Below are 13,486 nucleotides of genomic sequence, written 5' to 3' on the forward strand. Positions count from 1 at the left end.
CAGGTCCGTCGGGGGTCGCACGGAGTGTGCTCAGGCGGCGGCGTCGAGGCGTTCGTCGAGCAGCGCGTCGACCGCGGCCGCGGCCTCGGCCACCCGCCGGTCGTTCTCCCCCGACGGGCAGTGGTCCCAGGCGCTGCGGGCCACGCCCAGGGCGATGTAGGCGACGGCGATCTCCAGGTCCAGCGTGGCGATGCTGGTGACGATGCGGGTCATCGTGACCTCCGCGGGTGCGTGTCGTGTCTCTCGATGACCCGCACGCTAGGCCGGGGGTACGACGTTTCCCGGGGCCGCGATGGGCACGCGGCCCCGTCCAGAGGCTCACCGCCGGCCCCGTCCCGGGTCCCGCCCTGAGCCGGCGGAGGGTGGGGAGGACGGGGTCCTCCCACGGTCCGCCTCTGGACGGGGTCCTCTCAGGGGTCCTCCCTCACGCGGTGCGGCTCTCCCGGTCGTAGTTGCGGCCCAGGAACGCCGGGACCCGCGCCCAGCGGAAGGCGAAGACCATCACCAGCAGGGTGGCCACGTACGGGACGACCAGGAGCACCTGGCTGGGGATCCCCACGTCACCGACCTCGGCGCGGAGCGCGATCACGTCCATGGCCGCGAAGAACAGCGCCCCGGCGGCGATGAACTGCGGGCGCCAGCCGCCGAAGAAGGTCAGCGCGATCGCCAGCCACCCGCGGCCGCCGATGATCCCCTCGGTGAACGTCCCGGTGTAGACCATCGGCAGGTACGCCCCGGCCACGGCCATGAGGGCGCCCCCGGCCGTCGCCGTCCAGATGCGGGTCCGGGCCACGCCGATGCCGAGGCTGTCGGCCGCCTTCGGGTTCTCCCCCACCGCCCGCAGGTCCAGCCCCGCACGCGTCCGGTACAGGAACAGGTACAGGCCGACCGCGAGGAGCGCGGTCAGGTACACGAGGAGGTTGTGCGAGAACAGCACGGTGCCCAGCACCGGGATCCCGCTGAGCAGCGGGATCTCCAGCCGGGGCAGGGTCTCGATCAACGGTTGCGTCCCCGACTGCCCGACCACCACGCGGAACAGCAGGCCGGCCAGTCCGGTGGCGGCGAAGAACAGCGCCAGGCCGATCACGAACTGGTCCAGCCGCAGGGACGTCGTCGCCCAGCCCAGGACCAGCCCGAACAGGGCGCCCACCCCGGCCGCCGTCACGATGCCGACCGTGTTGCTGCCGACGCCGTAGCTGACCAGGAAGCCGACCGACGCGCCGAGGACCATGACGCCCTCCTGCGAGACGCTGAAGACGCCGGCCAGGCCGCCCAGCATGGTGCCGAGCGAGGCCAGCAGGTAGGGCACCGTCGCGATGACGGTGAGCTGGGCCAGGGTCTCGAACTCGCTCATGCCGCCGCCCTCCGCGCGAGCCGTCCGGCGATGACGTCGGAGAGGAGGAGGAAGATCAGGATCAGGGCCTCGATGATGAGGACCATCTCGGCCGGCACCCCGACGGTGCGCTGCATCGAGCTCGCCCCGACCTCGAGGATCGAGATGCCGAAGGCCACGACCGGCACCCACAGCGCGTTCCCGCGGGCGATCAGCCCGACGATGATGCCGAGCAGCAGGTAGTTGGCCTGCATGCCCTCGATGGCGCGGCCGTGGACGCCGGCCACCTCGATGGCGCCGGCCAGGCCGGCGAGCGCCCCGCCGACGACGAGGGCCACGACGGCGATCCGGCCCACCCGGATCCCGTTGATGGCCGCGGCGCGGGGGTTGGTCCCCGCGGCCCGCAGCTCGAAGCCGGCCGCCGTCCGCCGCGTGACGACGATGCTCGCCAGGCTCACCACGACGGCCAGCAGGATGCCGGCGTGCACGCCCGGAGGCCCCCCGAGGACCGGCAGCTCGGCGGACTCCCCCACCGGCTGGGTGGCCGCCACGCCGGCGGCCGGGTCGGCCCACACCTCGGTGGCGGCGTAGTCGAGCACCTGGAAGGAGACGAAGTTCAGCAGCACCGTGCTGAGGATCTCGTTCACCCCGAACCGGCCCATGAGCAGCGCGGCGATGCCGGCCCAGACCGCCCCGGCGAGCACCCCGGCCAGCAGCACCAGCGGCAGCAGCAGGACCGTCGGCAGGTCGCCGTACACGATCCCGACACCCGCCGCGGCCGTGCCGCCGACCAGCAGCTGTCCCTCGCCGCCGATGTTGAACCGGCCCACCGCCAGCGGGATGGTGAACGCCAGGGCGAGCAGGACGACGGTGACCCACTTGGTGAGGGTCTCGGTGAAGCCGAAGGTCGTCTTGAACGACGTCGACAGGATGCTGGTGAAGGCGCCGGACGCGTCGTAACCCAGGACCGCCATGACGATGCCGGAGACCGCGAAGGCCAGCACCAGGGCGAGCACGTAGGGCAGCAGGTCGCGCAGCAGCCGCACGCCGCCGTGCAGCGGGACGTCCGGCAGCTCGGTCTGCGTCGGTGCGGTCGGGGCACTCATGCGTCCTCCCGGACGCCGGCCATCAGCCGGCCCAGTGCGTAGGCGTCGAAGTCGCCGCGGAGCCGCTCGCCGACCACCTGGCCGGAGTAGAGCACCACCATCCGGTCGGCGAGCAGGCTCAGCTCGTCGAGGTCCTCGGAGATGAGCACGACGGCGCAGCCGCGGTCGCGCGCCTCCTCGACGCGGTCGTACACGAAGCGGGTGGACCGGATGTCCAGCCCGCGGGTGGGGTTCTGCAGCACCAGCACCGACGGCTGCCGCTCGAAGGCGCGGGCCAGCACCAGCCGCTGGATGTTGCCACCGGACAGGTTGGCGGCCGGCGCGTCCGGGCCCGGCGTCCGGATGGCGTAGCGCTCGATGGTCTGCCGGCTGTGCTCGCGCACGCGGCGCCAGTCGATGAGTCCGGCGCGGCGGAACTCGCCGCTGCGCTGCGAACCGAGCAGCAGGTTGTCGGTCACCGACGCCGCCCCGAGGATGCCGTCGCGGTGCCGGTCCTCGGGCACGTAGGCGATGCCGGCCTCGAGCCAGCGGCGCGTGGGCCGGCCGACCAGCTCCGCGTCGTCGACCCGCACGCTGCCCGTCCGCACCGGGCGGACCCCGGCCAGCGCCTCGGCGAGCTCGACCTGGCCGTTGCCGGCGACCCCGGCCACGCCGAGGACCTCACCCGCACGGACGGCGAGGTCGAGGCCCTCCAGCGCCGGCACGCCCTGGTCGTTGTCGACGCCCAGCCCGGACACGGCCAGCCGCACGGCCGTCTCCGCGACCACGTGCCCGGGGGTGTCCGGCACCGCGGCAGCCACCGGTGTCAGGCCCAGGGCGGCCGCCACCTCCGAGGACTGCTCGGTGGCCAGCTCGCCCACCATCAGGCCGGCGACCCCGGCGGCGTCGGTCTCCGCGCGGCGCACGGTGGTCAGCCGGCGACCGTCGCGCATGACCGAGATCCGGTCGCAGATGGCCAGCACCTCGCGCACCTTGTGCGAGATGAACACGACGCTGGTGCCCTCGGTGACGATCTCGCGCAGGGAGGTGAACAGCGCGTCGACCTCCTGCGGGGTGAGGTTGGTGGTGGGCTCGTCGAGGACGAGGATCCGCGCGCCGCGGTAGAGGACCTTGAGGATCTCCACCCGCTGCCGGGCCCCCACCGACAGCCGGTCGGTCCGGGCCCGCGGGTCGACGGCGAGGCCGAAGCGGTCGGAGAGCTCCGCGATCCGCCGGGCGGCCCGTCGCAGGCTCCCGGACCGACCGCTGGTGCCGACGACGACGTTCTCCACCACCGAGTACGCCGGCACCTGGAGGAGGTGCTGGTGGACCATGCCGATGCCCAGGCCGATGGCGTCGCGCGGCGACCGGATCGTCACCTCGCGGCCGTCGACCCGGATCGACCCGGAGTCGGGCCGGTAGAGCCCGTACAGGACGTTCATCAGGGTCGTCTTGCCGGCACCGTTGCCGCCGACGAGCCCGTGCACCTCACCGGCGGCGAGCTCGAAGTCGGCGTCCACCAGGGCCCTGACCGACCCGAACGACTTGCTCACGCCGGTCATCCGCAGGGGCACGCGGTCCGCGGGCGCGGGGAGCGCCTCCCCCGCCCGCGGCTGTCCCGACGCCGTCACTCGACCGGGGTGACGTCGCGCTCGACCTCGATCTCGCCGCTGGTCAGGCCGTCGATCACCTCGTTGACCTGGTCCACGACGGCCTGGTCGACGCCGGCCGGGGGCTGCAGGGAGATGCCCTGCTCGAAGCTCATCCCGAGGTAGCCGCCGGTCTCGCCGCCCTGCACCTGGCCGAGGATCTCGTCGAGCACCACGGAGAAGTCGTAGAGCACCGAGGTCAGGTAGTGGTCGGGGGCGAGGTCGGACTTGTCGGTGTACTTCGCGGTGATCCGGACCTCGCCCGGCGGCTCGGCCTTGACCGCCTCGAAGGCGCCGACCATGCCGAGGTTCAGCGAGCCCAGGACGACGTCGGCACCCCCCGCGATGAGCTGGCTGGTGAACTGCTGGCCGCGGGTCGGGTCGTTGAGGTCACCGGTCCACACGGGGGTCAGGGTGGCGGTCGACCCGACGTCCTCCAGCGCCTGCTCGACGGCGTGCACCTCGGAGTAGCTGAACGGCAGGGTGGCGCCGCCCAGGTAGGCGATCTGCTGGGACTGCGTGGTGGCCGCGGCCAGCACGCCCAGCGGGTAGAAGGCCAGGTGGAAGTTGCGGTCGAGCACCCAGACGTTGTCCGGGACGTCGGGGGGCTGGGTGTCCTGCTCGGCGATGAAGACGACGTCGGGCGCCTCCTCGGCGACGGCGACGGTCGCGTCGTAGAACTGGCTGCCGTGGGTCCAGATGACGCTGTAGCCGTCGGCGACGTACTCCCGCAGCACGCGCTGCGCGTCGGGCACCGCGACGCTCTCGGAGTAGGTCGTCTCGGCGCCGTACTGCTGTTCGGCGGCCTGCAGCGCCTCCAGGCCCAGGAAGGTGTAGTCCGCGTCCGTCGTGGTCCCCGAGAAGACGGCGGCGATGCGCGGCGCCTCCTGCCCGCCCCCGGCGCCGCCACCACCACCGCCGCCGTCGTCGCCTCCCCCGCAGGCGGTGACCGTCAGCAGCAGCGCAGAGCACATCGCGGCGGAGCGCAGGAGCACACGGGCGGAGCGCATGGACGGCACCATCCTCGGTCGCAGGGTCGGGTGAGCGAGCCTGTCAGCCGGGGGTTGTGGCACCCCTCACACGTGTCGCGTCCGAGACCGAATCGATACCGACCCCGGACCGGACGGCCCTGTCGAACCGGTCCGCCCAGTCGCGGAGCAGGTCGACGAACTCCGGCGGCGACACCACCGTGAACCCGGCGCCGAGGGAGCCGAGGGCCAGCGCCGGCCAGTCCAGCGAGTCTGTCTCCATCCGCACCCGGCAGCGGCCCGGTCCGCCCTCCTCGACGGTGGCCCACCGCCCGATGCGCTGCCGCACCCGCGCGGCCGGCGCCTCCACCACGGCCTCCACCGTCCGCGCCGAGGTGGGCGCCCCCATGCCGGCACGGACGAAGGCCACGGCGTCCTCGGCGGGCAGCCGCCGCGGCGCGAACCGCGCACCGGTGGGCCGCGGCCGGTCCAGCCGGTCGAGGCGGAAGCTGCGCCAGTCCCCGCGGGTCAGGTCGTACGCGACCAGGTACCAGCGGCGGCCCAGGGCCACCAGGCGGTGGGGGTCGACCTCGCGCTCGGTCACCGTCCCGTCGGCGGACGTGTAACCGAACGTGAGCCGCTCGGTGTCGCGGCAGGCCTGGGCGACGGCGGTGAGGGTCAGGGGCTCGACGACGTCCCGGGTACCGCCCCAGGGCGCGGGCTCGGTGACCGCCCGCAGCGCCTCCACCCGGCGGCGCAGCCGTGGCGGCATCACCTGCACCACCTTGGCCAGCGCGCGCACCGACGACTCCGCCGTCCCCACGACCGCGCTCTGCGCCGCCGCCTGAAGGCCGACGGCGAGCGCGACCGCCTCCTCGTCGTCCAGGACCAGTGGGGGCAGGGCCGCGCCCGGCGCGAGCTGGTAGCCGCCGTCCACGCCGCGCTGGGCCTCCACCGGGTAGCCGAGGTCGCGCAGCCGGTCGACGTCGCGGCGCAGCGTGCGGACGGAGACCCCGAGCCGGTCGGCGAGGTCGGCGCCGGCCCAGTACCGGCGCTGCTGCAGCAGGGACAGCAGGCGCAGGGTGCGCGCACCCGGATCGGTCATCTCCCGATCCTGCTGCAATTGAGGTCAGGATCTGGCATGTGGGGTCCGTAGCGTTGGTCCCGACGGAGCCGGAACCCACCAGGAGGACGACGATGACCAGCACGACGAGCACCGTGACCGGCGAGCGGGCGGACCTGCTGGAGGCCCTCGGCACGCACCGGTTCTTCCTCCGGTACACCGTGCAGGGGCTGACCGACGAGCAGGCCCGGCAGCGGACGACGGCCAGCGAGCTGACCCTCGGCGGGCTGGTCAAGCACGTGGCCCACACCGAGGCCACCTGGGCGGACTTCATCCTGCAGGGCCCTGGCGTCATGGCCGGCCCGGACGACCCCGAGCAGATGGCGAGGTGGGCCGAGGAGTTCCGGATGGGCCCGGACGAGACGCTCGAGGGGATCCTCGCCCACTACGAGGAGGTCGCCCGCCGCACCGACGAACTGGTGCGCACGCTGCCCGACCTCGACGTCTCGCACCCGCTGCCGGAGGCGCCGTGGTTCCCGCCGGGAGCGCGCCGGTCGGCCCGCCGGGTGTTCCTGCACATCGTGGCCGAGACCGCCCAGCACGCCGGGCACGCCGACATCCTGCGGGAGTCGCTCGACGGCCAGAAGACGATGGGCTGACCCCGGACGGTCAGCGCCCCCACCCGGTCAGCCCACGGACCGAGCGGGCGAGCCCCGTGGGCCTCGGTCGGGTCAGTCGCGCGCCTCCAGCTCGGCCACGTGGGCCAGCGCCCGGTCGCGGGCCGCCGCGGCCTCCCCGGCCTGGCGCTCGGCGGTGCGGCGGTGCCGCTCGGCCCGCCTGAGCTCCTCGGCGGTCTCGGCGGCCTCCCGTTCGGTGCGGGTGAGCTCGTCGGTCAGCTCCTCGACGCGGGCCTGCAGGTCTGCCCGCCGGGCGTCGAGGTCGTCGACCCGCCGCTGCTCCTCCTCGGCCGCGGCCCGGGACTCCGCGGCGACCGTGGCCGCCTCCTCCGCGGCGCGGCGGGCCTCCTCCAGCTCCCGCCGGCGGCGCTCCTCCTCAGCCCGTCGGGCCTCCTCCTCGCGCCGCCGGGCCTCCTCGCGCTGCCGCCGGCGCTCCGCGGCGTCGGCTCCCTGCCGCTCCGCCGGCTGCTCCGCACGGTCCGCGCGGGGTGCGGGCACCAGCCGGAGCGCCGGCCGGGCACCGGTCGTCCCCATCCCGCTGTAGGACATCGGCGTGGCCAGCCGCCCGGTCAGCAGCGCCTCCCCCGCCTCCGGGTCGGCCATCGCGGCGCGCAGCGTCTCCTCCACCTGGGCCTCGACCGAGCTGCTCACCCGGTGGTCCTGGTCGCGGGCGAGCGCCGCGGCCTGCCGGACGAGGGCGGCGAGCAGCTGGGCGCGCTGGCGGTTGAGCGCCTTGAGCTGGTCACCGGCGAGGTTCTCCTGCGCCTCGCGGAGCAGTCCGCCGAGCTCGACGAGCGACTCGATCTCCTCCCGGTGCGCCCGCACGAGCAGGTTGCAGACCCAGGCGGCCAGCGACGGCTTGGGGAGGGTCCCGATGTCCTTGGCCAGGGTCCGGTCCCCCTCGGCCCGGGCGTCGTCCTGGCGCTGCTTGCGCAGGGCGGTGAACTCCCCGGGCGGGACGGCGTAGAGCTCGTCGGCGACCTCGTCGAGTTCCACGGCGCCCCTGTCGTCGTCGGAGACCTGCCAACTCGGGGTGATCGGCGCGCGATCACCCCGAGTTCGTAGCACCCGGGAGCTCAGGAGGCGCAGCAGCGGCCGTCGCCGGCGACCGCGGACAGCTCGCGCTCCGTCCGGCCCTCCAGGTCGGGGCGGTGGTCGCCGGTCACCGTGTAGACCTCCCACGGTTCGCCGCCGGGGCCGGTCACCCAGACCTTGTCCTGGACGGCGTAGCAGCAGGCGGTCTGGTCCTCGACGCGCGGAGCCAGGCCGGCCGCGGCCAGCCGGGACGAGGCCGCGGTGACCTCCTCGGTGGTCGCCACCTCGACGCCGAGGTGGTCGGTGCGGGTGGGCTCGCCGGCGACGCCCTCCAGGAGGACCAGCTTGAGCGGCGGCTCGGCGATGGCGAAGTTCGCGTAGCCCGGACGGCGCTTGGCCGGGGCGGTGTCGAACAGCCGCGCGTAGAAGTCGACGGCGGCGTCGAGGTCGGCGACGCGGAGCGCGAGCTGGATGCGGGACACGGGGACCTCCTCGGTTCGGTGACATCGACGACCGTCGATGTCCCATGGGCGACCACCCTGGGGCAGCGCATCGATGATTGTCAATACGATGGACGTCGCTATGATGTGCACCGATGTCCCGACCGCAGGAGGCCCGATGAGCGACCCCGGCCCGGCGTGCTGCCCACCGCTGACCGGCACGGCGATGTCCGCCGAGCAGGCCGAGCGGGTGGTCCCGCTGCTCAAGGCGCTGGCCGACCCGGTGCGGCTGCGGCTGGTCAGCCTGATCGCCTCGAGCGCCTCGGGTGAGGCGTGCGTCTGCGACCTCAACGAGGCGTTCGACCTGACCCAGGCGACGATCAGCCACCACCTCAAGGTGCTGCACTCGGCCGGCCTGCTCGACCGGGAGAAGCGCGGCGTGTGGGTCTACTACGCCGTCCGCCGGGAGGCGCTGGCCGCCGTCGCCGGCCTGTTCGAACCCGCCGCGGTCCCCGCGTGAGCGACACCGTCGCCGAGGTCGCCGTGCGGGAGCCGGGGGCCCCGGTCCTGCAGCGGCTGTCCGTCCTCGACCGGTTCCTGCCGGTCTGGATCATCGCCGCGATGGCCGCCGGCCTGCTGCTGGGGCGCTGGGTCCCCGGGCTGGACGACGCCCTGTCGGCGGTGGAGGTCGGCAACGTCAGCCTGCCGATCGCCGTCGGGCTGGTCCTGATGATGTACCCGGTGCTGGCCAAGGTCCGGTACACCGAGCTCGACCGGGTCACCGGCGACCGGCGGCTGATGGTCGCCAGCCTGGTGCTCAACTGGCTGGTCGGGCCTGCGCTGATGTTCGCCCTGGCCTGGCTGCTCCTGCCCGACCTGCCCGAGTACCGCACCGGCCTGGTCATCGTCGGGCTGGCCCGCTGCATCGCGATGGTGCTGATCTGGAACGACCTGTCCTGCGGCGACCGGGAGGCCGCCGCGGTGCTCGTGGCCCTCAACTCCGTGTTCCAGGTCCTGGCCTTCGCCGTGCTCGGCTGGTTCTACCTTCAGGTGCTGCCCGGCTGGCTGGGCCTGCCGACCACCTCGGCGGAGTACAGCGTGTGGGCGATCGTGCTCAGTGTCCTGGTCTTCCTCGGCATCCCGCTGCTCGCCGGCTTCCTCACCCGCACGCTCGGCGAGCGCCGCAGGGGCCGGGACTGGTACGAGGGCCGCTTCCTGCCGCGCATCGGCCCGGTGGCCCTCTACGGCCTGCTGTTCACGATCGTCATGCTCTTCGCGCTGCAGGGCGAGGCGATCACCTCCCGGCCCTGGGACGTCGCCCGGATCGCGCTCCCACTGCTGGCCTACTTCGCCCTCGTGTTCGGCGGCTCGTTCCTGCTGGGCATGCGGCTGCGGCTGGGCTACGCCAGGACGGCGACGCTGGCCTTCACCGCGGCCGGCAACAACTTCGAGCTCGCCATCGCGGTGGCCATCGGCACCTTCGGCGTCACCTCCGGGCAGGCGCTGGCCGGGGTGGTCGGCCCGCTGATCGAGGTGCCGGTCCTGGTCGCGCTGGTCTACGTCGCCCTCTGGGCGGCCCGCCGCTTCCCCGCCGACGACCCCACCGTCCCCGCGACCGCCCGGAGCCCCCGATGACGCCGTCGGTGCTGTTCGTCTGCGTGCACAACGCCGGCCGCTCGCAGATGGCCGCCGGCTGGCTGCAGCACCTGGCCGGGGACGCGGTGGAGGTGCGCTCGGCCGGCTCGCTGCCCGCCGAGCAGGTCAACCCCGCCGCCGTCGCGGCCATGGCCGAGGTCTGCATCGACCTCACCGGCCGGCGGCCGGAGGTGCTCACCCCCGAGGCGGTCGAGGCCTCCGACGTCGTCATCACGATGGGCTGCGGCGACGCGTGCCCGGTGTTCCCGGGGAAGCGCTACCTGGACTGGCAGCTCGAGGACCCGGCGGGCAAGGGCGTCGACGCCGTCCGGCCGATCCGGGACGAGATCGAGGGCCGCGTGCGCGCCCTGCTGGCCGAGCTGCTGCCCAGCGCACCGTGACCACGTGGCGAGCTGTGCCCCGGTGTGACCGAGGAGGACGTCCCGGTGACCGGTGACGCGACCGAGGACGAGCGGCCTGCCGCAGCCGACCGCTCCCTCCCCCGCGGACCGGGCGGTTGCTCGCCGCCGCGTTCCTCGGCACGGTCAGCAACAACGCGGTCAACGTGCCGCTGCGCCAGATCACCGACGACTTCGCCGCCTCGGTGACCCCGGGCGTGCTGGTCGCTCCGCGTCGGTGCCCGCCCTGGCCGTGCTGCTCGCCGGGACCGTCGGCGCCGCTCGCCCCGACCGCGCCGGCCCGAGGGTGCAGGTAACCGGGATGCTCCGGCTCGGACGGAGGGAAGCCGCACGGGACCGATGAGTGCCGAGGCCGGCGCAGGTCTCCACCGGCGGGAAGCAGCCGAGCCGACGGAGCGAGCAGATGACACGGACCCGCATCCACAACCTCTCCATCTCGCTGGACGGATTCGCCACCGGTGAGGGCCAGGCACTCGAGACCCCCTTCGGCCACGCCGGCGAACGGCTGCACGCGTGGATGATCGCCACCCGCTTCGGCGCCCCGATCGTGGGACGCACGGGCGGCAGCGCCGGCGTCGACGACGCGATCGCCCAGCAGCACGAGCCGGGCATCGGCGCCGAGATCATGGGCGCGGGCAAGTTCGGCCCCCCGGGCTGGCAGGACGACGCCGAGTGGCAGGGGTGGTGGGGCCCGAACCCGCCGTTCCACACGCCGACCTTCGTGCTCACCCACCGGCCGCGGTCGCCGATCGAGATGGCCGGCGGGACGACGTTCCACTTCCTCGACGCCTCGCCGGCCGAGGCCCTCGACGTCGCGCGCGAGGCGGCAGCCGGCCGGGACGTGCGCATCGGCGGCGGCCCAACCGTCGCCCGCGACTTCATCGCGGCGGGGCTCGTCGACCACGTCCACCTGGTCCAGGTGCCGATCGTGCTCGGCCGCGGAGTGCGGCTGTGGGACGGCCTCGAGGCTCTCGAGGCGGACTACGACATCGAGGCGGTCTCGACACCCAGCGGCGTCACCCACCTCACGTTCACGAGGTCGTGACGGCGCGGGTCATCCTGCCTGCCCGAGGCCCGCACCCGCGCCTCACCGGGCCGCTGGACCCCGCCTGGGCGGGTGCCGACCGCGTGGCCGGCCGAGGGCTCACTGCTGTCCCGAGCCCTGGGCGGGGACCTCCTGGAAGGCACGGACCTCGATCCGGGCGCCGAGCGCCTCGGACGCCTTCGCGGCCCAGGCGACGGCGGCCTCCCGGTCCGGTGCCTCGACCACCCAGAAGCCGCCCAGGTACTCCGGCGCCTGCGTGTACGGCCCGTCGGCGAGGGCGAGGTCGTCGCCTGTGTGGTCGACGGTGACCGCGCTGGAGGGTGGGTGGAGTCCACCCGCGAAGACCAGAGCGCCCGACTCCGCCAGCTCCTCGAGGAAGGCACGAGCCACTGCCAGCGTGGCCTCCAGCTCGGCGGGGTCCATCGACGCCATGGTGGGCTCCTCGGCCGAGTCGTGCGGCATGGACAGCAGGTACTGCGTCACGGTGGTCCTCCGAGGTCGTCGTGGCGGCCCGAGTGGCCGCGTCCACGAGCGAGTGACCCCGTGCGCCGCCGGATCTCATCGGTCGGGGCCGGTCGGTGGCAGCAACAGCCCTCGGTTCCGGAACGGGCCGCCCCGCCGACCGATGAGACGCCACTCCTGCGCAGGTCACAGCGTCGAGGCCCACCGAAGAGGCTGACGCGCTCGTGCCGGAGGAGACGCATGGCCAAGCTCATCTACTCGATGATCACCTCCCTGGACGGCTACGCCGAGGCAGCCGAGGGCGACCTCGGCACCGGGGCCGAGGACCCGGAGGTGCACTCCTTCATCGGCGACGTCTTCCGCCCCGTCGGCACGTACCTCTACGGCCGACGCATGTACGAGACGATGGTCTTCTGGGAGACCGCGCACACCCTGCCCGACGTGCCGCCGCACATCCTGCAGTACGCCCGCGACTGGCAGGCCGCGGAGAAGATCGTGTACTCCACGACGCTGGAGTCGGTGTCGAGCGAGAAGACCCGGATCGAGCGGACCTTCGACCCGGAGGCGGTGCGCGAGCTCAAGGCCGAGGCCGATTCCGATCTCACCGTCGACGGCCCGACCCTCGCCGCCCAGGCGATCGCAGCCGGCCTGGTGGACGAGTACCACCTCTTCATCACGACGAGCGTGGTCGGTGGCGGCAAGCGGTTCTTCCCCGACGGCGTGCGCCTCGAACTCGAGCTCGTCGAGGAGCGCACCTTCGACAGCGGACTGATCTACGCGCGCTACCGGACCCGCTGAGCCGCACCGGGCTCCTGCGCGCCCTGCTGCCTCCGAGACGTTCCCGCGGGAACGCCGTCAAGCCGAGCGCCTCGCGCGTTCCCGCGGGAACGTCCTCACCCGGCGCGCACTCCGACACCGGTCGCGCCAGCCGGAGGGCCAGACGCAGAGCTCGTTGCCGTCGGGGTCGGCCAGCACCGCCCAGTCGACCTCGCCCTGGCCGATGTCGACCAGCCCGGGACGCCGGCCCAGGAGTGCGCCGGACGCGGCGGGTCGTTCGCGTCGAAGGTGAGCGCGACGAGCCGAGCAGACACCCCGCCCCCGATCGTCGATCCGAGAACTCCCGGCCGCACACGGCGACGGCCCCGTCCACGAGGGGAGCGACGCCAGGGCGCTCGGAGACCGCGACGCAACGCGGTGGGTCAGCCACGACGCCCGCTCACGAGGAGGGCCGTGGGGCCCCTGGTGTCCGGATCCACTCCTGCAGCCGCGCGGCGTCCCGCGCGAGGCGACCGGTGGAGCCGGGCAGGAACGGGACCTCGGTCAGCTGGACGCGGTGGCGTGACCCGTCGCGGAGCACGAGCCACACCGCCCACCCTCCACCGAGGCGGCCGGCGGCCCGGTCGACCACCGCGTCGGCCAGCTCGTCCCGGCGGAAGGTGCGGGTCGTGAACTGGTTGCGCACCGTCAGCCGGCCGTCGGCGGTCCCGACGGCGCCCATCACGACCATGCGGGCGCCCAGGGCCACGCCGAACGCCGCGACCAGCCAGCCGACCGCCCCCTGCCCGTCGGACTGCGAGAACCAGATCCACAGCCACACCGGGAGGAACGCCCCGATCCACGCCCGCGCCCACAGCGGCGGGCGGAGGCGGAGCTCCGGGTCGGCGGTGGTCACGGC

General features: G+C 74.0%; 16 protein-coding genes. 6 read left to right on the top strand and 10 right to left on the bottom strand.

Annotated elements, in window-relative coordinates; translation table 11 throughout:
• Positions 1 to 30: 30 nt before the first annotated feature.
• From ACI79I_RS20135 to ACI79I_RS20160, 6 genes are all read right to left on the bottom strand, one after another.
• Positions 31 to 213 carry a hypothetical protein gene (locus ACI79I_RS20135; protein WP_456994089.1) on the bottom strand — a complete coding sequence of 61 codons (183 nt, stop codon included), beginning with the start codon at positions 211 to 213 and terminating at the stop codon, positions 31 to 33.
• A gap of 211 nt (positions 214 to 424) precedes the next feature.
• On the bottom strand, positions 425 to 1,354 hold the full coding sequence (locus ACI79I_RS20140) for an ABC transporter permease (protein ID WP_456994090.1): 930 nt from the start codon (positions 1,352 to 1,354) through the stop codon (positions 425 to 427).
• A complete protein-coding gene (locus ACI79I_RS20145; protein WP_456994091.1) occupies positions 1,351 to 2,439 on the bottom strand; it encodes an ABC transporter permease in 1,089 nt (362 codons plus the stop codon). The genes ACI79I_RS20140 and ACI79I_RS20145 overlap by 4 nt, the downstream gene beginning before the upstream one ends.
• The gene (locus ACI79I_RS20150) at positions 2,436 to 3,971 is read right to left on the bottom strand and encodes an ABC transporter ATP-binding protein (RefSeq protein ID WP_456994092.1); all 1,536 of its coding nucleotides are present in this window, start codon (positions 3,969 to 3,971) and stop codon (positions 2,436 to 2,438) included. The genes ACI79I_RS20145 and ACI79I_RS20150 overlap by 4 nt, the downstream gene beginning before the upstream one ends.
• 74 nt (positions 3,972 to 4,045) lie before the next feature.
• Positions 4,046 to 5,077 carry a BMP family protein gene (locus ACI79I_RS20155; RefSeq protein ID WP_456994093.1) on the bottom strand — a complete coding sequence of 344 codons (1,032 nt, stop codon included), beginning with the start codon at positions 5,075 to 5,077 and terminating at the stop codon, positions 4,046 to 4,048.
• 43 nt (positions 5,078 to 5,120) lie between these two features.
• Positions 5,121 to 6,140 carry a helix-turn-helix transcriptional regulator gene (locus ACI79I_RS20160; protein ID WP_456994094.1) on the bottom strand — a complete coding sequence of 340 codons (1,020 nt, stop codon included), beginning with the start codon at positions 6,138 to 6,140 and terminating at the stop codon, positions 5,121 to 5,123.
• A gap of 92 nt (positions 6,141 to 6,232) precedes the next feature.
• Here ACI79I_RS20160 and ACI79I_RS20165 point away from each other — a divergent pair, with 92 nt between their 5' ends.
• A complete protein-coding gene (locus ACI79I_RS20165; protein ID WP_456994095.1) occupies positions 6,233 to 6,757 on the top strand; it encodes a DinB family protein in 525 nt (174 codons plus the stop codon).
• A gap of 72 nt (positions 6,758 to 6,829) precedes the next feature.
• Here the strand turns inward: ACI79I_RS20165 and ACI79I_RS20170 are convergent, their stop codons facing one another.
• Complete coding sequence (locus ACI79I_RS20170) at positions 6,830 to 7,771, bottom strand: hypothetical protein (RefSeq protein ID WP_456994096.1); 942 nt, start codon at positions 7,769 to 7,771, stop codon at positions 6,830 to 6,832.
• A gap of 80 nt (positions 7,772 to 7,851) precedes the next feature.
• Positions 7,852 to 8,292 carry an ArsI/CadI family heavy metal resistance metalloenzyme gene (locus ACI79I_RS20175; protein WP_456994097.1) on the bottom strand — a complete coding sequence of 147 codons (441 nt, stop codon included), beginning with the start codon at positions 8,290 to 8,292 and terminating at the stop codon, positions 7,852 to 7,854.
• A 136-nt stretch (positions 8,293 to 8,428) separates the two neighbouring features.
• On the opposite strand from ACI79I_RS20175, the gene ACI79I_RS20180 reads away from it, so the two are divergent.
• From ACI79I_RS20180 to ACI79I_RS20195, 4 genes are all read left to right on the top strand, one after another.
• Complete coding sequence (locus tag ACI79I_RS20180; RefSeq protein ID WP_456994098.1) at positions 8,429 to 8,770, top strand: metalloregulator ArsR/SmtB family transcription factor; 342 nt, start codon at positions 8,429 to 8,431, stop codon at positions 8,768 to 8,770.
• The gene (gene arsB, locus ACI79I_RS20185) at positions 8,767 to 9,885 is read left to right on the top strand and encodes an ACR3 family arsenite efflux transporter (RefSeq protein ID WP_456994099.1); all 1,119 of its coding nucleotides are present in this window, start codon (positions 8,767 to 8,769) and stop codon (positions 9,883 to 9,885) included. Before ACI79I_RS20180 ends, arsB begins: the two co-directional genes overlap by 4 nt.
• Positions 9,882 to 10,286, top strand: a complete 405-nt coding sequence (locus tag ACI79I_RS20190; protein WP_456994100.1) for an arsenate reductase ArsC — start codon at positions 9,882 to 9,884, stop codon at positions 10,284 to 10,286. Before arsB ends, ACI79I_RS20190 begins: the two co-directional genes overlap by 4 nt.
• 421 nt (positions 10,287 to 10,707) lie before the next feature.
• Positions 10,708 to 11,349, top strand: a complete 642-nt coding sequence (locus tag ACI79I_RS20195) for a dihydrofolate reductase family protein (RefSeq protein WP_456994101.1) — start codon at positions 10,708 to 10,710, stop codon at positions 11,347 to 11,349.
• Between the two features lie 99 nt (positions 11,350 to 11,448).
• On the opposite strand, the gene ACI79I_RS20200 is transcribed toward ACI79I_RS20195, so the two are convergent.
• Positions 11,449 to 11,832, bottom strand: a complete 384-nt coding sequence (locus ACI79I_RS20200; protein WP_456994102.1) for a YciI family protein — start codon at positions 11,830 to 11,832, stop codon at positions 11,449 to 11,451.
• Positions 11,833 to 12,051: 219 nt separating this feature from the next.
• Between ACI79I_RS20200 and ACI79I_RS20205 the strand changes: the two genes are divergently transcribed.
• Entirely contained in the window at positions 12,052 to 12,609 is a 558-nt protein-coding gene (locus tag ACI79I_RS20205; protein WP_456994103.1) for a dihydrofolate reductase family protein, read from the top strand.
• Positions 12,610 to 13,027: 418 nt separating this feature from the next.
• On the opposite strand, the gene ACI79I_RS20210 is transcribed toward ACI79I_RS20205, so the two are convergent.
• Complete coding sequence (locus ACI79I_RS20210) at positions 13,028 to 13,483, bottom strand: hypothetical protein (RefSeq protein WP_456994104.1); 456 nt, start codon at positions 13,481 to 13,483, stop codon at positions 13,028 to 13,030.
• Positions 13,484 to 13,486: the final 3 nt, after the last annotated feature.

It is taken from the genome of Geodermatophilus sp. SYSU D01105, assembly GCF_054050095.1.

Excerpts from the sequence above, each read along its gene's own strand:
- ACI79I_RS20135 (WP_456994089.1), bottom strand. The coding sequence starts at position 213 with ATGACCCGCATCGTCACCAGCATCGCCACGCTGGACCTGGAGATCGCC.
- ACI79I_RS20140 (WP_456994090.1), bottom strand. The coding sequence starts at position 1,354 with ATGAGCGAGTTCGAGACCCTGGCCCAGCTCACCGTCATCGCGACGGTG.
- ACI79I_RS20145 (WP_456994091.1), bottom strand. The coding sequence starts at position 2,439 with ATGAGTGCCCCGACCGCACCGACGCAGACCGAGCTGCCGGACGTCCCG.
- ACI79I_RS20155 (WP_456994093.1), bottom strand. The coding sequence starts at position 5,077 with ATGCGCTCCGCCCGTGTGCTCCTGCGCTCCGCCGCGATGTGCTCTGCG.
- ACI79I_RS20160 (WP_456994094.1), bottom strand. The coding sequence starts at position 6,140 with ATGACCGATCCGGGTGCGCGCACCCTGCGCCTGCTGTCCCTGCTGCAG.
- ACI79I_RS20165 (WP_456994095.1), top strand. The coding sequence starts at position 6,233 with ATGACCAGCACGACGAGCACCGTGACCGGCGAGCGGGCGGACCTGCTG.
- ACI79I_RS20180 (WP_456994098.1), top strand. The coding sequence starts at position 8,429 with ATGAGCGACCCCGGCCCGGCGTGCTGCCCACCGCTGACCGGCACGGCG.
- ACI79I_RS20190 (WP_456994100.1), top strand. The coding sequence starts at position 9,882 with ATGACGCCGTCGGTGCTGTTCGTCTGCGTGCACAACGCCGGCCGCTCG.
- ACI79I_RS20195 (WP_456994101.1), top strand. The coding sequence starts at position 10,708 with ATGACACGGACCCGCATCCACAACCTCTCCATCTCGCTGGACGGATTC.
- ACI79I_RS20205 (WP_456994103.1), top strand. The coding sequence starts at position 12,052 with ATGGCCAAGCTCATCTACTCGATGATCACCTCCCTGGACGGCTACGCC.